This is a genomic window from Sphingomonas sp. S6, from assembly GCF_043498045.1.
Taxonomy (GTDB): domain Bacteria; phylum Pseudomonadota; class Alphaproteobacteria; order Sphingomonadales; family Sphingomonadaceae; genus Sphingomonas.
Map to the genome: position 1 here is coordinate 560316 of NZ_JBIEOE010000001.1, position 20006 is coordinate 580321.

General features: G+C 67.2%; 19 protein-coding genes. 7 read left to right on the forward strand and 12 right to left on the reverse strand.

Annotated features, from left to right (window positions below):
• Nucleotides 1-19 precede the first annotated feature (19 nt).
• From ACGVWT_RS02525 to ubiA, 3 genes are read right to left on the reverse strand one after another with little or no spacing between them, the layout of a single operon-like run.
• Nucleotides 20-808 (reverse strand): 3'(2'),5'-bisphosphate nucleotidase CysQ, encoded by a 789-nt coding sequence (locus ACGVWT_RS02525; RefSeq protein ID WP_315461191.1) that lies wholly within the window; start codon nt 806-808, stop codon nt 20-22.
• Entirely contained in the window at nt 801-2150 is a 1350-nt protein-coding gene (locus ACGVWT_RS02530; RefSeq protein WP_315461190.1) for a TldD/PmbA family protein, read from the reverse strand. The genes ACGVWT_RS02525 and ACGVWT_RS02530 overlap by 8 nt, the downstream gene beginning before the upstream one ends.
• 49 nt (nt 2151-2199) lie before the next feature.
• Nucleotides 2200-3120 carry a 4-hydroxybenzoate octaprenyltransferase gene (gene ubiA, locus ACGVWT_RS02535; RefSeq protein WP_315461189.1) on the reverse strand — a complete coding sequence of 307 codons (921 nt, stop codon included), beginning with the start codon at nt 3118-3120 and terminating at the stop codon, nt 2200-2202.
• A 74-nt stretch (nt 3121-3194) separates the two neighbouring features.
• On the opposite strand from ubiA, the gene ACGVWT_RS02540 reads away from it, so the two are divergent.
• The 3 genes from ACGVWT_RS02540 to ACGVWT_RS02550 are packed head-to-tail and all read left to right on the forward strand — an operon-like array spanning nt 3195 to nt 5599.
• The gene (locus tag ACGVWT_RS02540; RefSeq protein ID WP_315461188.1) at nt 3195-3443 is read left to right on the forward strand and encodes a hypothetical protein; all 249 of its coding nucleotides are present in this window, start codon (nt 3195-3197) and stop codon (nt 3441-3443) included.
• The gene (locus ACGVWT_RS02545; protein ID WP_315461187.1) at nt 3440-4180 is read left to right on the forward strand and encodes a 16S rRNA (uracil(1498)-N(3))-methyltransferase; all 741 of its coding nucleotides are present in this window, start codon (nt 3440-3442) and stop codon (nt 4178-4180) included. Before ACGVWT_RS02540 ends, ACGVWT_RS02545 begins: the two co-directional genes overlap by 4 nt.
• A 45-nt stretch (nt 4181-4225) precedes the next feature.
• On the forward strand, nt 4226-5599 hold the full coding sequence (locus tag ACGVWT_RS02550) for a glutamate--cysteine ligase (RefSeq protein ID WP_315461186.1): 1374 nt from the start codon (nt 4226-4228) through the stop codon (nt 5597-5599).
• A 56-nt stretch (nt 5600-5655) separates the two neighbouring features.
• Here ACGVWT_RS02550 and ACGVWT_RS02555 read toward each other — a convergent pair whose 3' ends face one another.
• Nucleotides 5656-6426: a polyphosphate kinase 2 family protein gene (locus ACGVWT_RS02555; RefSeq protein WP_315461185.1), complete on the reverse strand. Its 771-nt coding sequence runs from the start codon at nt 6424-6426 to the stop codon at nt 5656-5658.
• Nucleotides 6427-6448: 22 nt separating this feature from the next.
• Nucleotides 6449-7840 (reverse strand): APC family permease, encoded by a 1392-nt coding sequence (locus ACGVWT_RS02560; RefSeq protein WP_315461184.1) that lies wholly within the window; start codon nt 7838-7840, stop codon nt 6449-6451.
• Nucleotides 7841-7979: 139 nt separating this feature from the next.
• Here ACGVWT_RS02560 and ACGVWT_RS02565 point away from each other — a divergent pair, with 139 nt between their 5' ends.
• Nucleotides 7980-8813, forward strand: coding sequence for a TIGR00266 family protein (locus ACGVWT_RS02565; protein ID WP_116461126.1), 834 nt, complete (start codon nt 7980-7982; stop codon nt 8811-8813).
• Between the two features lie 129 nt (nt 8814-8942).
• Here the strand turns inward: ACGVWT_RS02565 and aspS are convergent, their stop codons facing one another.
• Both aspS and ACGVWT_RS02575 read right to left on the reverse strand, forming a co-directional pair.
• Entirely contained in the window at nt 8943-10763 is a 1821-nt protein-coding gene (gene aspS / locus ACGVWT_RS02570) for an aspartate--tRNA ligase (RefSeq protein WP_315461183.1), read from the reverse strand.
• 62 nt (nt 10764-10825) lie between these two features.
• On the reverse strand, nt 10826-11011 hold the full coding sequence (locus ACGVWT_RS02575) for a general stress protein (RefSeq protein ID WP_315461182.1): 186 nt from the start codon (nt 11009-11011) through the stop codon (nt 10826-10828).
• A 207-nt stretch (nt 11012-11218) separates the two neighbouring features.
• On the opposite strand from ACGVWT_RS02575, the gene rnd reads away from it, so the two are divergent.
• Nucleotides 11219-12394 (forward strand): ribonuclease D, encoded by a 1176-nt coding sequence (gene rnd / locus ACGVWT_RS02580; RefSeq protein WP_315461392.1) that lies wholly within the window; start codon nt 11219-11221, stop codon nt 12392-12394.
• Between the two features lie 14 nt (nt 12395-12408).
• Nucleotides 12409-12687, forward strand: a complete 279-nt coding sequence (locus ACGVWT_RS02585; RefSeq protein ID WP_315461181.1) for an I78 family peptidase inhibitor — start codon at nt 12409-12411, stop codon at nt 12685-12687.
• Nucleotides 12688-12826: 139 nt separating this feature from the next.
• Here the strand turns inward: ACGVWT_RS02585 and ACGVWT_RS02590 are convergent, their stop codons facing one another.
• From ACGVWT_RS02590 to ACGVWT_RS02605, 4 genes are all read right to left on the reverse strand, one after another.
• Complete coding sequence (locus ACGVWT_RS02590) at nt 12827-14293, reverse strand: Ppx/GppA phosphatase family protein (protein ID WP_116461123.1); 1467 nt, start codon at nt 14291-14293, stop codon at nt 12827-12829.
• Nucleotides 14294-14498: 205 nt separating this feature from the next.
• Entirely contained in the window at nt 14499-16664 is a 2166-nt protein-coding gene (locus tag ACGVWT_RS02595) for an RNA degradosome polyphosphate kinase (RefSeq protein WP_315461180.1), read from the reverse strand.
• A gap of 7 nt (nt 16665-16671) precedes the next feature.
• Nucleotides 16672-17304, reverse strand: coding sequence for a DnaA ATPase domain-containing protein (locus tag ACGVWT_RS02600; RefSeq protein WP_116461121.1), 633 nt, complete (start codon nt 17302-17304; stop codon nt 16672-16674).
• Nucleotides 17305-17308: 4 nt separating this feature from the next.
• Entirely contained in the window at nt 17309-18556 is a 1248-nt protein-coding gene (locus tag ACGVWT_RS02605; RefSeq protein ID WP_315461179.1) for a heavy-metal-associated domain-containing protein, read from the reverse strand.
• Between the two features lie 307 nt (nt 18557-18863).
• On the opposite strand from ACGVWT_RS02605, the gene ACGVWT_RS02610 reads away from it, so the two are divergent.
• On the forward strand, nt 18864-19265 hold the full coding sequence (locus ACGVWT_RS02610) for an OsmC family protein (protein WP_315461178.1): 402 nt from the start codon (nt 18864-18866) through the stop codon (nt 19263-19265).
• Nucleotides 19266-19379: 114 nt separating this feature from the next.
• On the opposite strand, the gene ACGVWT_RS02615 is transcribed toward ACGVWT_RS02610, so the two are convergent.
• Complete coding sequence (locus ACGVWT_RS02615) at nt 19380-19994, reverse strand: TetR/AcrR family transcriptional regulator (protein ID WP_315461177.1); 615 nt, start codon at nt 19992-19994, stop codon at nt 19380-19382.
• Nucleotides 19995-20006: the final 12 nt, after the last annotated feature.

A 20006-nucleotide genomic window follows, 5' to 3' on the forward strand; every position in this document is an offset into this window, starting at 1 on the left:
AGGCGCTTATGGGGCGCGGTCAGCGAATGGAGGCGGTCTCCGCCCGCGGCCTGATCCATGCAAGCGCCTCGTCATGAATGCCCGGCGCGGCGACCATCACGCCGAACGCGGTCGGATCGGGCTTGTTATAGCGAAGCGGTCCGCCCAGCGCGTCGCTCACTCCCGCCCCCGCTTCCGCCGCGATCACCGCCGCGGCCGCAATATCCCATTCGTTGCCCCAGCGCAGCGTCGCGACGAGATCGGCCTCGTCCGCCGCCACCATCGCCATGCGCAGCGCGATCGAGTTAGGCTTGTGGACGATCGTCAGATGGCGGTCGATCTTCGGCAGCGCATCGGTGGGCACGCGCGCACCGGACAAGGCCGATCGCGTACCGGCGTGCAGCGCTACACCGTTGCGCCATGCCCCCTGCCCGCGCGTCGCGGTCCAGCGTTCCCGACGGGCCGGGGCATCGAGCACCCCCAGCACGACCTCGCAGTTGCGCACCAGCGCGACCGAAACCGCCCAGCCCTCGCGTCCGCGGATGTAGTCGCGGGTGCCGTCGATCGGGTCGACCACCCACACCGCCTCACGCGCCAGCCGATCGGTATTGTCCACCGTCTCTTCCGACAGCCAACCGGCGTCGGGCAGCAGCCCCTCCAGGCGTGCGCGCAACATACGATCGACGTCCAGGTCGACCTCGCACACCGGACTGCCCGGCGTCTTTTCCCAGCGACGGAAATCGGTGCGCCAGCGGGCAAGCGCCATCTGCCCCGCCTCGTGCGCGATCTGGGCGACGGCCGCCGTCAGGTCGAACGCGGGATCAGCCACTCGCGATCGTCATTCCGTCGATCCGCAGCGTCGGCACGTTGATGCCATAGCGGAATTCGAGGTCGCTCGCGGGCGTCAGGTTGAGGAACATGTCCTTCAGATTGCCCGCGATCGTAAATTCGGCGACCGGCCCGGCGATCGCCCCGTCGACGATGCGGAAGCCGGACGCCCCCCGGCTGTAATCGCCCGTGACGGAGTTCACCCCCTGGCCGATCAGCTCTGTGATGTAGACGCCATCGGCGATGTCGCCGACCAGCGTCTCGACCGGGATCACGCCGGCCTGCATGTACAGGTTGCTGGGCGAAACCCCGGGCGATCCACCCACGCCGCGGGCGGCATGACCGGTCGGCTCCAGCCCCAGCTGTCGTGCCGATGCGCTATCGAGCAACCAGGTCTCCAGCATACCGTCCGCGATGATCGCAGTCGGCGAGACCGGCAGCCCTTCTCCGTCGAAGGGGCGCGACCGCAGCCCATGCGGGCGATGCGGATCGTCGCAGATCGTGACGCCGTCGGCGAACACGCGTGTCCCCAGCGCGTCGAGCAGAAAGCTGGTCCGACGCGCGATCGCCTGGCCGGAGATCGCGCCGGTCAGATGGCCGAGCAGCGACGAGCCGACGCGTGGGTCGAGCACGACCGGCATCGCACCACTGGCGAGCCGACCGGGGTTGATCCGGGTGACGGCGCGCTCCCCGGCGCGCCGGCCGATCGACTCGGGGGTTTCGAGATGCGCCCGCTTGCGCGCCGCGTGATGCGCATAATCGCGCTGCATGCCGCTCGCGACGTCCCCTGCCAGCACGCTTGCGGACAGGCTGTAGGTGGTCGTGGCATAGGCGCCGGCAAAGCCGTGGCTGGTCGCCAAGCCCCAGACGGACCGCGACGCGGCCGCGCCGCCGCCCTCGCTGTTGCTGACGCCCGCGACGCTGCGCGCCGCATCCTCGGCCTGCTCGGCCCAGGCGCGCAAATCGGCAGGCGAAACGTCGCCGCCATCGTCGAGATCGAGCAGAGGCGGTACCCCGTGCATCAACCGCTCTTGCGGCGCGAGGCCCGCCCAGCGATCCTCCGGCGCCTCGCGCGCCATCGCCACCGCGCGCTCCACCAGCGCACCGAGCGCCTCGGCGGACGGATCGGAGGTCGAGACGCTCGCCGAGCGGTGGCCAACGAAGACCCGCAGCCCAAGCTCTTCGCTTTCCGACCGCCCCAGATCCTCGAGCGCGCCAAGCCGAACACCCACGTCGGTCGAAGCATCCGCCGCGAAGACGGCGTCCGCGGCATCTGCCCCCGCCCGAACGGCGCGGGAAACGATATCGGCGGCGCGATCACGCGCTTGGTCGGGAGTCAGCATCGACCCCAATTAGGGGCGGGGCCGGCGCGATGCTAGGCCCGACGGCGGCTCAGGCCGTCGATCCGACGACCAGACAGGCGAGGAACATCAGCAACCCGGCAAAGCGGTTGCTGCGAAAGCGTGCCAGCGCATTGGCGCCATCGTCCGGCACCAACGTCGCCACCTGCCAGCCGAGATGCAGCGCAACCGGCAACAACGCGAGCAGCGCAAGCGGATCGACACGAACCAGCCAGATCGCCCCCGCCCAGCACAGCAACGCCAGCGCGTAGAAGCCGGCCGTCCCCGATCGCACCCGCGCGCCCATCCGCAGCGCGGACGATCGCACGCCGATCAGCGCATCGTCCTCGCGATCCTGCAGTGCGTAGATCGTGTCATAACCGATCACCCAGGCGATGCAGCCCGCGTAGAGCAGCCACAGCGGCGTAGACAGCGCACCCGCCACCTCCGCCCAGCCGACCAACGCCGCCCAGGAAAACACGAGTCCCAGCCACGCCTGTGGCCACCAGGTGATCCGCTTCATGAAGGGATAGGCCGCCACCGGCGCCAGGCTCGCCAGCGCGACGATCGTCGCCAGCGTGTCGAGCTGGAGCAGCACGACCATCCCGACCAGACACAGCGCGACCAGCCACACCCAGGCGAGCCGCACCGACACCAACCCACTCGGGATCGGCCGCGCCCGCGTCCGCGCGACCTGCGCGTCGAGATCGCGATCGACGATGTCGTTGTACACGCAGCCCGCGCCCCGCATCGCAATGCTACCGGCGAGAAACCACAACAGCAGCGGCCAGCGCGCGATCCCGCCCCCGGCCAGGGCGATCGCCCACGCACCTGGCCAGAACAGCAGCCACCAGCCGATCGGCCGGTCGAGCCGGGCCAGCAGCGCCAGCCCCCGCACGCGGGGCGGCAGGCGACCGACCAGACCACGATGTTCGCTGTCGGGGACGATATCGGTGGGGGGATGCGCGGCCATGATCCGCCTTTGCCGCGCGATACCGCCCGCGGGCAAGGCCGTTCCCGGGCTTTTGCCTCGCTATCGCCGCGAAGATGCGGCAGATCGTCGGCGATGGACGCCACCCGCCCCTCCTGCCCCTGCCGGCACGACCGATGATCGGCCTGTCCGTCGCGGTCGGCCGCTTCGTCGAGGCGCTGTTCTGGGCAATCCTGCGCGTTGCGGGCGTAGTGACCGTCGTCGTCGTGGCGATTGCGGTGGGCGCTCTGCTCGTCGCGATCGTCGCGCGCAAGATCTGGGCGCGGCAGAAGCGCCTGAAGGCCCAATCCGAGCATCGACCATGACCGCCACGCCCGCCTGGCCGCCGCAATCCACCCCCCGCCTGTTCGTCGAGCAGCCCCTCGCGCCCGGTCCGTTGCGCATCGATGGGCCGGCGGCGCATTATCTGTTGTCGGTGATGCGGACCGCGCCGGGCGATCCGGTGAAGCTGTTCGACGACGTCACCGGCGAATGGCTGGCGACCGCGATGCAGGTCGGGCGGCGCGATCTGACCGTCGACGTGTCGACACGTTTGCGCGAGCGGGAGCCGGTGCCCGACCTGTGGCTGTGCGCGGCGCCGCTGAAGAAGGGGCGGATCGACTGGCTGGCCGAAAAGGCCTGCGAATTGGGGGTGGACCGGCTGGTCCCCGTCGTCACCGCGCGCACCATCGTCGACAAGCTGAAGACCGATCGCCTGCGCGCCCACATGATCGAGGCGGCCGAGCAATGCGCCCGCACCGCCTTGCCCGCGGTCGATGAGCCGGTGAAGCTCGCCGCCATGCTGCGCGACTGGCCGGCGGAGCGCACCTTGTTCTTCGCGGACGAAGCGGGCGGCGATTCTGCCGTCGCGGCGATGCGGGCGCATCCCGGCCCGGCCGCCATCCTCATCGGGCCGGAAGGCGGCTTCACCGATGCCGAACGCGCCATGATACGCGAACATTCTCAAGCGATTGGCATCAGCCTTGGGCCGCGCATCCTGCGCGCCGATACGGCCGCGGCCGCGGCGGTCGCATTATGGATGGCGGCTGCGGGCGACTGGTAGCAAAGCTTGCTGGCGTCGCTGTTCATCCCCGCGTAAGGGCGCGCCATGACGACCAAGACCGTTATCGCCGAGGGCTCACCCCTCATCGAGTCGCGCGAGCAGCTGATCGCGAGTTTCGCCCGCGGGGAAAAGCCGCGCGAACGGTGGCGGATCGGCACCGAGCATGAGAAGTTCGTCTACAGCACGACCGATCATCACGCGCCGAGCTGGGGCGAACCCGGCGGCATCCGCGCGCTCCTGACAGAGCTTCAGCAATATGGCTGGCAACCCGTTGAGGAAGGCGGAAACCTTATCGCCCTTACCGGAGCGGACGGCAGCGTCAGCCTGGAACCGGCCGGCCAGTTCGAACTGTCGGGCGCACCGCTCGACAACCTGCATCAGACCTGCGCCGAAACCGGGCGGCACCTCGATCAGGTGAAGGCAGCGGGCGAAAAACTCGGCATCGGGTTCCTCGGCCTGGGCATGTGGCCCGACAAGACGCGCGAACAGCTGCCGATCATGCCCAAGGGTCGCTATGCGATCATGCTGCGCCACATGCCGCGCGTCGGCAGCATGGGGCTCGACATGATGCTGCGCACCTGCACGATCCAGGTGAACCTCGACTATGCGTCGGAAGCCGACATGGCGAAGAAGTTCCGCGTAGGGCTGGCGCTTCAGCCGCTCGCGACCGCCCTGTTCGCCAATTCCCCCTTCACCGATGGCAAGCCCAACGGCTTCCTGTCGTACCGCAGCCATATCTGGTCGGACACCGATCCCGCCCGCACCGGCATGCTGCCCTTCGTGTTCGAAGACGGCTTCGGGTACGAACGCTACGCCGACTATATGCTCGATGTGCCGATGTACTTCGTCTACCGCGACGGTCGCTATATCGATGCCGCCGGCCTGTCGTTCCGCGACTTCCTGACGGGCGAGCTCAGCGCGCTGCCCGGCGAAAAGCCGACGCTGGACGACTGGAACGACCATCTGTCCACCGCCTTCCCCGAAGTGCGCCTGAAGACCTTCCTCGAAATGCGCGGCGCCGATGGCGGTCCGTGGGGCCGCATCTGCGCCCTCCCCGCTTTCTGGGTCGGCCTGCTCTACGACGATGCGGCGCTCGATGCGGCATGGGACGTGGTGAAGGACTGGAGCCTCGCCGAACGGCAGGCGCTGCGCGATGCGGTGCCGCGGATGGCGCTCGACGCGCCGCTGCCGGGCGGGGGACGGCTGGCCGATATCGCCGGCACCGTGCTCGATATCGCCCACGCCGGCCTCGCCGCGCGCGCGCGGATCAACGGCATCGGCGAAAACGAAACCGGCTTCCTAGATCCGCTCCGCGAAGTGGTCCGGAGCGGCAAGGTGCCCGCACAGGTGCTGCTCGATCGCTACAACGGCGCTTGGGCGGGCGACCTTTCCCGCGTGTATGATGAGGCGAGCTTCTAACCAGCCGTCGCCCCAGCCTGCGCTGGGGTGACGAGGGCAGGCGATCGGATCGAACCCTACCGCCCCAATGCGGCCCGCGCGACGCGCTCCAGTTCCGGATCGAGCGGCGGGGGCGTCATGTCCACCGCGGCCTCAAGCCGGTTGGCGACCTCCGTCAGCGCGTGGATGCGCGCCGCCTTCTTGTCGTTGCCGTTGATCACCGTCCAGGGCGCGCCGCCGGTGTCGGTGCGGGCGAACATGTCGTGCATCGCGGCGAGATACTCGTCCCGCTTGGCGCGGTTGCGATAATCCTCCACCCCCGTCTTCCACCGCTTCCACGGATCGTCCAGCCGCGCCTCCAGCCGTTTGTCCTGTTCCTTTTGCGAAACGTGGACGAACAGCTTCACCAGCGTCGTGCCGCCCTCGGCCAGCTCAGCCTCGAACGCGTTGATCGCGTCATAGCCCGCGCGCCATTCGGCCTCGCTGGCAAAGCGCTCGACCCGCTCGACCAGCACACGGCCATACCAGCTCCGGTCGAAGACGATGATATTGCCCGGTTTCGGCAGGCGGGTGCGAAAGCGCCACAGGAAATCATGGGCTTTTTCCTCCGCACTCGGTGCGGCGATCGGATACACCTCGTAATAGCGTGGGTCCCATTCCGCCGTCAGCCGCTGGATGATGCCGCCCTTGCCCGCCGCGTCCCAGCCCTCCAGCATCACGACCGCGCGGCGGCCATGGACGATATGGGCGACGAGGATCCGCTCCAGCCGCTCTTGCAGCGCGGCGAGGTCGCGCTTGTAATGGCCCTTATAGGCCTGCTTCTTGTCGTAATCGCGCAGGTCGATCATGCGTCGGTCCGTCCTTTCGCTCCTAACCCTCATCAGGAACGTGAACGCTCCAGTCGCCGCGACGACGCAGGACGAACCAGTAATAGGCCGCGGACGCGACGATCTGCGCGCCCGTCATCAGCAGGCCGGGCCGCCCCTCGTGCACGTCCTGCCAGCTCGTCCACACGACATAGGCGAGCGCGATCAGCGTCACGATCGGGGCCATCGGATACAGCGGCATGCGATAGCGCGCATGCGCTGTCGCACCGGTCCGCCGCCCGACCATCGCGGCGATCGCGATGCCGGCGTAGATCGCGACGAGGCCGGTCCCGCTCAGCACCAGCAACAGCGTCAGCGGCAGGAAGCAACAGGCGACCCCCACCCCGCCGACGATCAGTGTGCCCACCCAGGGCGACCCGAAGCGCGGGTGGATGCGCGTCATCCACAGATCGATCGGCCGCCCCCAACTGCCGTCACGCGCGGTGCCGTAGAAAAAGCGCGAACAGGCCAGGATGCAGGCGATGATCGCATTGACGATCGCGATGACCACCCCGATCGCGGTCGCGTCTGCCACCCAGCCATTGCCGCGCAGCCGCGCGATCAGCCCGAACGGATCGTTGGCGGTCGTCAGCGCATGCAGGTCGGGCGCGCCCATCAATACGGCGATCGTCGGGACGATCTCGAACAGCAACGTCAGGACAAGGCTCGCCAGGATCGCCCGCGCGATCAGGCGCGACGGCTCCTTCATCTCCTCGCCGAAATAGACCGCCGCACCATAACCATTGAGTGCGAAGATCGCGATCGAGGTGGCAAGGCCGATCCCCGCGGCCGATGCGGGCACCATCGCGCCGCCTTCCGGCATCACCGGCGCGGTCAACAGCACGGCGAACGGCCGCACCACGTCCGACCAGCCGAGCGCGATGACGACGAGCAGCGCCAGCACCTCGCCCGCCAGAAACAGCCCGGTGATCCACGCATTTACGCGGATCTGCAGCAGCGCGATCAGCGTCGATGCCGCCACGACCGCGATCGCCACCGGCACCGTCGGCAAACCCGGATAGACTGTGGACAGCACCGCGCTGATCCCCAACGCGGCAGCGGGCGGAAAGAACAGATTGTTGAAGACGTTGACGCCCAGCATCACGAATCCGGACAGCGGCCCCAGCGTCTTTGCGACGGCGACATATTCGCCGCCCGCGACGGGCCAGGCGCTCGACAGCTCGGCATAGACGAATGCGGTCGCGACGCAGACGATCCCCGCCAGGATCAGCGCCCAGATCGTCCCCGTTCCCGCCACCTGCAACATGCCCGGAATGATGACGAACACCGACGAGGCCGGCGTCGCCACCGACAAGGTCAGGAACAGGACACCCATGACACCGAGACTGCGGACGAGCGGGGCCGGCCGTGCCGGAAGCAACTGATCGTCTAACATGACCCCCCACGTTTAACCCCGGGGGCCTAGTGACATGGTTAACGGAGCGAGGGAAGCGACGGATTTGCGTGCTTGCTGCTCGCATTGGCTTTTGCAGGTGTGGTAGAGCGCTGCATCACCTTCACGAGGACGATGACCCATGCCCTATGAAAGTCCCTGGCAGCAGCAGCGCCGATCGAGCGTGGCGGACGAGATCGACTATGAGATCAAGGGCCAGGAGCTGCAATTCCTAGAGATCGAGCTCGACCCCGGCGAAAGCGCGGTCGCAGAGGCCGGCGCGATGGTGTGGAAGGATGCCAGCATCGCGATGACCACCGTCTTCGGCGACGGCAGCGGCGCGAGCGGCGGCGGCTTCATGGGCAAGCTGCTCGGCGCGGGGAAGCGATTAGTGACGGGCGAGAGCCTGTTCACCACCGTCTTCACGCACGAAGGCTATGGGAAGGCGCGCGTCGCCTTCGCTTCGCCTACCCCCGGCTCGATCGTGCCGCTGCGGCTGTCGGACCTGGGCGGGCAACTGATCTGCCAGAAGGACGCGTTCCTCGCGGCGGCGAAGGGCGTGCAGCTCGGCATCTATTTCCAGCGGCGGGTCATGACGGGGCTGTTCGGCGGCGAAGGTTTCGTGATGCAGTCGCTGACCGGCGATGGCTGGGTGTTCGTCCAGATGGGCGGTACCGTCGTCGAGCGCGAGCTGGCACCGGGCGAGGAGCTGCACGTCGACACCGGCTGTCTCGCGGCGATGACGCCGTCGGTGGAGTTCGACCTCGTCACGGTCGGCGGCGTGCGCAGCGCGCTGTTCGGCGGCGAAGGCCTGTTCTTCGCCCGGCTGCGCGGACCGGGCAAGGTCTGGATCCAGTCGCTGCCCTTCTCGCGCCTCGCGGGCCGGATGATGGCGGCGGCGAACGGCGGCGGCCAAAACCGCGGCGAGGGGTCCGTGCTCGGCGGGCTCGGCGATTGGGTCGGGGGCAACGACTAAGCGATTGTCTCAGCCCCCTCCCACTTTTCGACCCGTCATTGCGAGCGCAGCGAAGCAATCCAGGGCGTCCTAATCCGGCTCTGGATTGCCGCGCTTCGCTCGCAATGACGAGACAGGAGCCCTGTCGGCTTACCCCGCGCTGGGCGCCACCGCCTTGTCGACGTTGACCGTCGGCTGCGGCGGGGTCGCCTGACGGATCGACAGTTCGCGTAGCTGCTGCACGGACGCGGGCGACGGCGCCCCCATCAGCAGGTCCTCGGCGCGCTGGTTCATCGGGAACAGCGACACTTCGCGCAGGTTCTGCGCGCCGCAGACCAGCATGACGATCCGGTCGACGCCCGCGGCCATGCCACCATGCGGCGGCGCGCCATATTGGAACGCGCGATAGAGGCCACCGAAGCGCTCTTCCACGTCCGCCTTGCTGAGGCCGACCAGCTCGAACGCCTTCACCATCAGTTCCGGCGACTGGTTGCGGATCGAACCCGACGCGATCTCGTACCCGTTGCAGACCAAGTCGTATTGATACGCCTTGATCGTCAGCGGGTCCTGGTTTTCCAGCGCATCCATGCCGCCCTGCGGCATCGAGAACGGGTTGTGCGCGAATTCGACCTTCTTCGCGTCTTCGTCATATTCGTAGAAGGGGAAGTCGACGATCCAGCACAGGCGGAACGCGCCCTGCTCGATCAGGCCGAGCTGGTCCGCCACGCGCGTGCGTGCGGCACCGGCGAGCTTCGCCGCGGCGTCCGCCTTGCCGGCCGCGAAGAACAGGCCGTCGTCGGGGCCGAGCCCGAGCGCAGCATAGATCGCCTCCATGCCTTCGGTGCCATGGTTCTTCGCGATCGGCCCGCCGAACTCGCCGCCCTTACGGGTGACGTAGCCAAGGCCCGCATGCCCCTCGGCGCGCGCCCATTCGTTCATCTCGTCGAAGAACTTGCGGCTCTTGTCCGCCGTCTTTGGCGCCGGGATCGCGCGGACCACGCCGCCACCGGCGACGATCTTCTCGAACAGGCCGAAGCCCGAGCTCGTGAAATGGGCCGACACGTCGGTGATGATCAGCGGGTTGCGCAGATCGGGCTTGTCGCTGCCGTACTTCAGCATCGCTTCGTCGTGCGGAATGCGCGGGAACTGGCCGCTCGGCGTCACGCTCTTGCCGTCCGCGAAGGATTCGAAGATGCCGCCGATCACCGGCTCCATCGTCTCCCATACCTCTTCCTGCGTGACGAAGCTCATTTCGAGGTCGAGCTGGTAGAACTCGCCCGGCAGACGGTCGGCGCGCGGGTCTTCGTCGCGGAAGCAGGGCGCGATCTGGAAATAGCGATCGAAGCCCGCCACCATCAGCAGCTGCTTATACTGCTGCGGCGCCTGCGGCAGAGCGTAGAACTTGCCCGGATGGATGCGGCTCGGCACCAGGAAGTCGCGCGCGCCCTCGGGCGACGAGGCGGTAAGAATCGGCGTCGAATATTCGGTGAAGCCGACGCCTTCCATCCGACGCCGCATTTCCGAAATCACCTTCGTACGGCGCACGATATTGGCGTGCAGCGTCTCGCGGCGCAGATCGAGGAAGCGATAGCGCAGGCGGATGTCCTCAGGGTATTCCTGCTCGCCGGCGACCGGCATCGGCAGCTCGTCCGCGGCCGACAGCACGGTGGCGCCGCGCGCGAACACCTCGATCTCGCCGGTCGAAAGATTGGCGTTCACGGTCCCCGCCGAGCGCGCCTTGACGGTGCCGTCGATCGTCACGACCGATTCGACGCGCACCTGTTCCAGGATCGGCAGGGCCGGCGAATCGCTGTCCGCGACGATCTGGGTGATGCCGTAATGATCGCGCAGATCGACGAACAGGACGCCGCCATGGTCGCGCTTGCGATGGACCCAGCCCGACAGGCGGACCGTCTCGCCGACGGCAGACGCGCCGAGCGCGGCGCAGGTGTGAGTGCGATAGGAATGCATGGCGCGCTAACAAGCGCTCTGCGGGAACTTGTCAAGCGCGCCATGCCTTCGGGCATCAGCGATCAGCGGCCGCCGTGGCTCGCCTCGCCGCCCTTCTTGCCCGCTTCGGACGCGCGCTCGGGGTCGTTGGCGAAGTTGCCGCTGCTCTCGTGCCCGCCCTTCTTGCCGGCTTCCGATGCCTTTTCGCGATCGTTGGCGAAATTGCCGGGATTGTTGTCCTTGCCCCCGCCACCATTGCTGTCAGCCATGATCATTCTCCTTGGGTTACCCCGTCGATGGGGACCCAAAAGACGCCTGCCGATCGCCAATGTTTCGTTTATTTACAGGTATTTATTTCTTACAAATCCATGTTGGACAGGGCGGATTCTCTATCCCATGTCATTGCGATGGCGGCGTTCGGCGTAGCGTACGACGAGAGGCTTGGCGCGGGCGGCAGCATGATGGTAACTGCCCCGATGCATATCCACCCGTTGATTACCGACAGCGCGACCCTCGCCAATCTCTGCCATCGCCTCGCCCAGGCCGACTTCATCACGGTCGACACCGAGTTCATGCGCGAGAGCACTTATTATCCCGAGCTGTGCCTGATCCAGATCGCCGACGTGAACGAGGCCGCCGCGATCGACCCGATGGCGCCGGGGCTCGACATGACGCCGCTGCTCGATCTGCTGACGAACAACGAAGATGTGCTGAAGGTCGTCCATGCCGGTGGGCAGGATATCGAGATCATCTACAATCTGACCGGCAAGACGCCGCACCCGCTGTTCGACACGCAGGTCGCGGCGATGGCGTTGGGTCAGGGCGAACAGATCGGCTATTCGAACCTCGTCGACAGCTGGCTCGGCATTCAGGTCGACAAGGGCGCGCGCTTCACCGATTGGGCGCGCCGGCCGCTGGATGCGCGCCAGATCGAATATGCGATCGGCGACGTCACGCACCTCGCGCGGATCTTCCCCAAGATGCTGGAACGGCTGCGCAAGACCGGCCGCGGCGTATGGCTGGACCAGGAGATGGAGCGGCTCGCCGATCCCGCCAATTACGCCAACGACCCCGATCAGGCGTGGAAGCGCGTGCGCATCTCCGGCCGCAAGCCGGACGTGCTCGGCCGGCTGAAGGCGCTCGCCCGCTGGCGCGAGTTGGAGGCGCAGGGCAAGGACCTGCCACGCGGCCGTATCGTCAAGGACGAAACGCTGGGCGACCTCGCCGGCCATCCGCCGCGTCGGCAGGCAGACCTCGCCAAGGTGCGCGGCCTGTCGGCGACCTGGGCCTCGAACGATATCGGCGGTCGGTTGATGGCGGCGCTGGAGAGCGCAGCGCCGCTATCGGCGGACGAATTGCCGCCGCGCGACGATCGCAAGCCGGGCCTGGGCAAGGACGGCGCGCTGGTCGCCGATCTGCTGAAGCTGCTGCTGAAGATCCGCGCGCGCGACATCGACGTCGCCTCGCGCCTGCTGGCCCGATCCGAGGAACTCGAAGCGCTCGCCGCCGGCATCCGCACCGGCCTGCCGATGTTGGAAGGCTGGCGATTCGACCAATTCGGTCGCGATGCGTTGGATCTTGTCGAAGGTCGACTGGGTTTTGCCGTACAGGGCGGCAAGCTCACGATGACGCGGACGGAGGAAGCGGGATGACGACACGGGTCTGGATGCTGGCGGCGCTGCTGCCGATCGGTCTTTCCGGCTGCATGACGATGGCGCCCCCGCCGCCGCCCGCCGGCCCGTGCGTCGTGACCGAAGAGGCGCGTATCCGCTACGCCGGCGTCAAGTTCCGCGAACGCATGCGCGATGCCATCGAATACGAAACCCACTCGCGCATGTCCCGCGTGCTGCGTCCCGGCGATGCCGCGACGATGGATTTCCGGCCCGACCGCCTGAACATCCTGCTCGACGATCTGAACGAGATCAGCGGCCTGAGATGCGGCTGAGCCGATAAACGGCCCATCCCAAAGTCCTCCCCCGCCAGGGGGAGGTGGCATGCCGCAGGCATGACGGAGGGGGCGGTAAGAGTAGCGCTTCGTTAGCAGAATCGCCCCTCGCGTCGCCGCCAGCCGGCCAAGCCCCCCGTCACCCGCTCCAGTGAACCACCGATTTCCGACCCAGCGCCGCGGCCAACGCGGCATGCCGCCGCTCGACCGTTTCGGCGTACAGAGCGCGATCCGTATCCTTCAGCGCCAGCGTCACCTGCCCGGCATCGATCGAGAGCGCGGATCGCTGCAACGGCCCCGCCAGCCCACCGCTGAACCTCTGCCCCAACCGGATCGCCAGCCCCCAGCGGATCGCACAGGCGATCTGCGTATCCCTCGCCAGGCCGCCGAGCAGCGGGTGGGGGGTCGTGCTGCCGCCCAGGCTGGTATGCAGCGCCTGCGCCAGCATCGCGCGTTCGGACGCTTCGATCGCCACCCAATTGCCATGCAGAGCGATCTCGAACCCGCGCTCGTCGCGAAACTCGGGGTTCGCACGCCAGCCTACGTCGGCCAGCAGGCAGGCGGCATGGCGAATCCGCGCGAGATGCGGCGGATCGGCGGCAAACAACGGCGCGATCCAATCGCTTAGCAAATCGCCATGTTCGGGGAAGCGGCCGAGCAGCCGCCCCTCTTCGCGGGCGGCGACGATCAGCGGATCGAGGCTGCGGGTCTGGCGGTCGAGCGCGCCGTACAACAGCCCCTCTCTCAAGCCGAAGCTGGAGGCGACCGCGCTGGACGATCCCAGTTCGCGCAGCACAATGCCGAGCAAGGCGGTCGCGTCGCCAAGCTGGGACGCCCTTCCTGCGGACATGCCGGGAATTTCGCGCAGCCGCTGCTTGGACATGTGCGCGATACTCCGGCCGAGGCGCGCCACCGTCTCGGGCGCCAGCGCATAGCCGTGGATGATCGGCAGCGGGAAATGCGTCAGGCTCATGTCGAGCCGCGCCAGCGCACGCCACGATCCGCCGACCATGTACAACGGCAGGCCCCTGCCCCGCCCGTTCCACCCGGCATCACGGATCAGCTTCGAGACATGGCGGTCCAGCCCCGGACGACTGCCCCGCCGCAGCGCCGCGATGCGCAGCACGCCGAGCGGGAACGAGATGCGATCGGTGACCGTGCCCGCCACCACGCGCACCAGCTCCAGGCTACCGCCGCCCAGATCGCCGACGATCCCGTCCGCATCGGGGATGGCGGACAGGACGCCCAGGCCCGCCGCATTCGCTTCCTGCTCGCCGCTCAGCAGCTCGACCTCGAGGCCGAGATCGCGCGCGGCGGCGATGAAGTCCCCGCCGTTCGACGCATCGCGCACCGCTGCGGTCGCCACAGTGCGCACCGTCGCCTCCATTTCGCGCGCCACCGCCGCGAATCGCCGCAGTGCGCCGATCGCGAGGGTCATGCTATCGGCGTCGATCGCTCCCGTCGCGGCAAGGCTGCGACCGAGGCCCGCCATGACCTTTTCGTTGAACAGCGTCGCCGGCACGCGCGGGTGCCCCTGGTACACGACCAGCCGAACCGAGTTCGAACCGATGTCGATGATCCCGGTGCGGGGGAAAGCGCGGCTCATGGGCGAGCGAGGCCTTCGCCCCACACGTCCGTCACCCCGGACTCGTTCCGGGGTCCACCGACCCGCAAGGGGGGCGTCGGAGCCTCATGCCTTCCGCCTCGCCGCGCAGTGGACCCCGGAACGAGTCCGGGGTGACGACAAACATGGGGTGAGCGCGTACGATCCATCCGTGGAGTGATGGCGAGCAAACCGTCCGGCAACAACCCTATCGCCGCCGCCGAAGCGCCAAAGTGGGCACCGCATTGCTTTCCGCCAGCGCCGCACCGCGCCCGGACAGCGACGGATTGTTCATAAAATAGCGATGCAGGTTGAACGGCTTGTCGCCCGGCTCGTCGCGCACGTAACGGCCGTCCGCCTCCAGCTCCCAGCTCTGCTCGGTGTCGATCAGGTTGGCGACCATCACCTGGTCGAGCACCTGATCGTGCACCGTCGGATTTTCGATCGGCAGCATATATTCGACGCGCCGGTCGAAGTTGCGCGGCATCCAGTCGGCGGACGAGATGAACACATGCGCATTGTCGTTGGGCAGCGCCGCGCCGTTGCCGAAGCAGAAGATGCGGCTGTGCTCTAGGAACCGGCCGATGATCGACTTCACGCGGATATTCTCCGACATGCCGGGCACGCCGGGCCGCAGGCAGCAGATGCCGCGAATGATCAGCTCCACTGCGACGCCCGCGCCGCTCGCCTCGTACAATTTGTCGATGATGATTGGGTCGACCAGGCTATTCATCTTCGCCCAGACCGCGCCCGGCTTGCCGCTGCGGGCATTGGCGATCTCGACGTCGATCTGCTCCAGCAGCGTCTTGCGCAGGTCGCGCGGCGACAGCGCCAGCTTCGTAATATCGGTCGGTTCGACATATCCCGTAACGTAATTGAACATCTGCGCCGCATCCCGCCCCATCCGCGCATCCGCGGTAAAGAAGCTGAGATCGGTGTAGATACGCGCCGTCACCGGGTGGTAATTGCCCGTGCCGAAGTGGCAATAGGTGCGGAACTGCCCGCCCTCGCGCCGGACGACCATGGAAACCTTGGCGTGCGTCTTCCATTCCAGGAAGCCGTAGACCACCTGCACGCCTGCGCGTTCCAGCGCGCTCGCCCACAGAATATTCTGCTCTTCGTCGAAGCGCGCGCGCAGCTCGACCACCGCCGTCACCGACTTGCCCGCCTCCGCCGCAGCGATCAGCGCGTTGATGACGGCGGGCTGCTTGCCCGCGCGATACAGCGTCTGCTTGATCGCGATGACATCCGGGTCCGCCGCCGCCTGTTTCAGGAAGGCGAGTACGACATCGAAGGTTTCGTACGGATGGTGGACGATGATGTCCTTGGCCCGGATCGCCGCGAAGCAATCGCCACCGAATTCGCGGATACGCTCCGGAAAGCGCGGGACGAACGGCAGGAACTTGAGGTCCGGCCGGTCCTCGTCGATCACCATGTCGAGGTCGCCGATGCCCAGCAGATTGCCGCTTTCGGTGACGATCGCGTCCGCACCGCCCAATTCGTTGCGCAGCACGTCGGCCAGCGCATCGGGCATGCCCGTTTCCAGCTCCAGCCGGATTACGCGGCCGCGGCGGCGGCGCTTGATCGCATTGGCGAAGTAGCGGACGAGATCCTCGGCCTCTTCGTCGATCTCGATGTCGCTGTCGCGCAGCACGCGGAACGCGGCGGCGCCGACCAGCGTGTATCCCGGAAACAGCACATAGGCGAAGCGCTTCAACAACGCCTCGATCGAGACATAGCGTGCGACCTCACCGGGCAGCCGCACAAAGCGGGGCGCGCTGGCGGGAATCATCACCAGCTCGCGCACCGGCTCGCCATCCGAATCGCGGACGACGTCGAACATCACCGACAGCCCCTTATTGGGGATGAACGGAAAGGGATGCGCCGGGTCGAGCGCCTGAGGGGTGAGAATCGGGAAAATCTGCTCGCGGAAATGCTGTTCCAGCCACACCGCGGCCTCGGCATCCACTTCGTCGCGGCGCAGGACATGAACGCCCGCATCGTCCAGCGCGGTGCGCAGGTCGCCCCACACCGCCTGCTGGCTCGCCATCAGCGAATCGGCCTCTGCGGTGATCGCGGCGAGCTGCTGCGCGGGCGTCAGGCCGTCAGTCGAGCGACGGTCGACGTCCTTCAGCTGCTGCCCCTTGAGGCCGGCCACGCGCACCATGAAGAATTCGTCGAGGTTGGTGCCCGAAATCGACAGGAAACGCAGCCGTTCGAGCAGCGGATGCGATCCGTTGCACGCCTCTTCCAGCACTCGCCGGTTGAACGCCAGCCACGACAGCTCACGATTGAAATAGCGGTCGTTGACTTCGGGGACGAAGGGATCGTCGTCCGCTGCCGACAGATGCGAGAGATGAGCTGGGCGTGTCATGATCGTGTCAGGTCATAGGCAGCAACGGTTGCGGTTGCGTGACGATCCCGGCCGCAGTCAAAACCGTGCGGGCGAGCGGGATCGACAACCGCTTGCGGCTTTCGAGCACCTCCTGGTCCAGCGCATCGACGACGCGCTGGACGATGATATGGCTGCGCTCGATCCGCGTGCTGAGCCAGGTGACGAGATCCGGCCGCGCATCCAGGCCGCGGCGCTGGAACAGATGGTCGAGCAGCGCCGCGATCAATTCGTCATCGGGCGGCTGGATCGCCGCATGCGGGCTGGCGGCAAGGCGCGAGCGCAAGTCCGGCAGACGCACCGCCCACAGCGGCGGCAGCGCATCGGCGACGATCACCAGCGGCCTCCGCTCCGCCTGCGCCTGGTTCCAGGCGTGGAAGATCTGCGCCTCGGGCACATTCTCGGCATCGTCGATGATCGTGCCGTTGCTCTTGGCGGCGAAGATGCGCGCGAGCAGGCTGCGGCCGGACTTGCGGGGACCGGTCAGCACCGCCGCCATCACCGGCCACGTCGCCCAATGTTCGAGCGTGTGCGCGGCACGGGCGTTGGAGGGCGTCACGAGAAACGCGTCGTCGCGGGGGTCGGCAGGCCACCCCAACGGCAACGCAAGCTGGTTGGTCATCGCGTCAGCCTGCCGGGTTGGTGTCGGCCGGCAGGTTCGGCGGCAGCAATTGCGGCGCACGGCGGATGCGCAGCGTCTGGCCGCTGCCCGTCACCTGCAACCCGCGCGCCTCCAGCGCCGCGCGCAACGCATCGGGATCGCCATCATAGGTGACGCGCATCAGCGATACGCCGCCCAGCGCAAGACTGGTGGTGGAGGCGGAGCGCACGCCAGCAATGCCGCGCACCAGCCCTTCGGTATTCGCCACCGCACTGGCGCTCGGCGTATCGAATTGCAGCGTGATCGCGATGCCCGCACTCGCGGGCGCAGTGTCGCCGACGATCTCGGCCAGCGTCTCGCCGCTCGCATCCTCGGTCGTCGGATCGACGACGGGTTCGGGCTCCGGCGGCGGCGACAGCGTGGGGTCGAGGCCCAAGGCGCCACTCCGCAGCGCCTGCTGGAACAGCCCGTCCATCCGCGTCACGCCAGCATCAAGCAACTGCGGCAGGCCCGCCGCCGTACCGACGCGCAGCGTGAAGCTGCCGAGCAACTGATTGTCCGGCCCATGCCGCGCCTGGAACACGCCGATGATCGGCCCGCCCGGATAGCTGCGATACAGGCGCACGACCGGAATCAGGATATCGGACGCGCCATATTGGTCGATGATCGTCCGCCACCAGCCGCGCCCCGGCCGCCCGATCTGGCCCGCGTTCAGCAGCAGCGAATCGGCACCCGTGCCCGAAGGGCGGACGTAATCGATCGTGCTGTTGCCGGTCCGGAAGCGCGCCCAGGCTCCCTGCCAGTCGTTCCGCTGTTCGAACACCGTCTCGACGCCGCCCGATATCTGGAGCGGCACCAGCAGCATCGGGCGCGACCGATCGGAATATGCACTGATGCCCAGGATCGACGCGGCCCGGCCGCGGTCGAACAGCACGCCGAGCTTGGCGATATAGCGCGTCGGACCCAGCTGCTCGTTCTCGACGACGATGCCGGACACGATCTGGTCGAGCGCATTGTCCGAAATCAGCGCACCGTCGCCACCCAGCCGGCGCGACAGCTGCACCCACGCCTTGCGCTGCGCCAGCCGCCATCCGCCCAGGCGCGCGGCGTCCGCCGTCTTCGCCGCGACGTCGACGGCAACGCCGCTCACCTCGAAATCGCCCGAACTGTCGACTGGCGCCACCCCGCGCCCGCCCTCGATCTGCGCAAGCGCACCCGCGCCAAAGAGGAGTGCGGCACCGGCCAGCGACGAGAACAGGGTACGGACACGCATCGTGCCCGCCTTTTGGCGAAGCGCGGGCGGTAAGCCAAGCGGGATATGATCGGGTGGCGCCGTGGGGGTAGACGCAGAGGGCGGTCGGGGCGTGGCGGTTAGACTGCATCTTCCGCAACCGATCCCATATGAAATGGCGCGGAGCGTTTCATTGGTCGTTCGTTTGTCGAAAATCGGGGTCCACGCTATCGTCACCGCCAGATCAGCTAGAAGCTGGGCGAAGCACGGTTGTCGAGGCTCGGCGAGGTAATTTGGAACATGCCGACCAAAGCGGTCGGAAGTCGAACACCATCAAGGATGCGGACCAGTGAGCCACACCGTCGTATCGTATGAAGGCAATCTGCGATCGCAAGCTCAGCATGGTGACTCGGGTAGCGTCATCGTCATGGACGCGCCCAAGGAGCTCGGCGGTCTGGAAGAAGGGTTTTCGGCAAGCGATCTCCTCGGAGTATCGCTAGGCGGCTGCATCCTTGGCATCATGGGCATTGCCGCCCGGTCGATGGATATCGACATCCCCGGAGCCACCGCAACCATCGCCAAGGAAATGGCGAACGCGCCTCGCCGCTTCGCGCACCTGTCGGTCGTCGTCAGAATCCCGGGCAACTTCGACGCGCGGCAGCGTCGGAAATTGGAAGCAGCTGCGCACGCCTGTCCGGTTCACAACGCGCTTGGGATCGACGCCCCCATCGTATTTGAATGGGACGACTGATCCGTAGGCTGTCCAAAAACGAACAGCGAGCGAGACGACCAGGGCCGTCCCGTTTACGATCGAATATCAGGAAAGCTGTCATGCGCGCTGTTGGCGACAGGATCACCCAATCCGTCAGGCGGCATTGTCCAAGTAACCGTAGACGGCTCTGCCCACGCGCGAACCAAGAGCGTCCCGATCCTGTTCGCCGCGTTCTCCGGCGGCGTCCACCATGCCCTTGATGATTGCCAATACGTCCTGCGCGGCCACATCGGGATCGAGTTGCGTTGGGAGATCAGCGCGCACCAGGACCGACAAAAGGATCAATCTCAGCCGGTCGGTGACGCGCCGGGTATCCTCATCGAACGGCAGTCGCGCCTCTTCCAAATCCAATAGTCTGGCCAGCGCGGGTCGGCGCAGTTGGTGAATCACCGCCGCCACGATTATCCCCTTCAATGCCTCTCGACCGCTCACACCGGCGACCGCCGCCTCGCACTCGGCGATCAGCAGCGATGTTTCGCGCACGATCAAGGCTCCAATGAGCGCCTCCTTGCCGGGGAAGTATTGATAGAGCGAGCCGATGCTGACGCCAGCCCGCTCGGCGACCGCGTTCGTAGTGAACGCGCCGAGTCCATCTCGTTCCAGAATGCGAGCAGCGGCCTCGATGATCGCCCGCACCGTTTCGGCGGAGCGGCCTTGACGTGGCATTTTCCGAGGGCGCGGGCGCTGAGAAGTCGTCGTCTCTTTCATGGATCGAAAGCG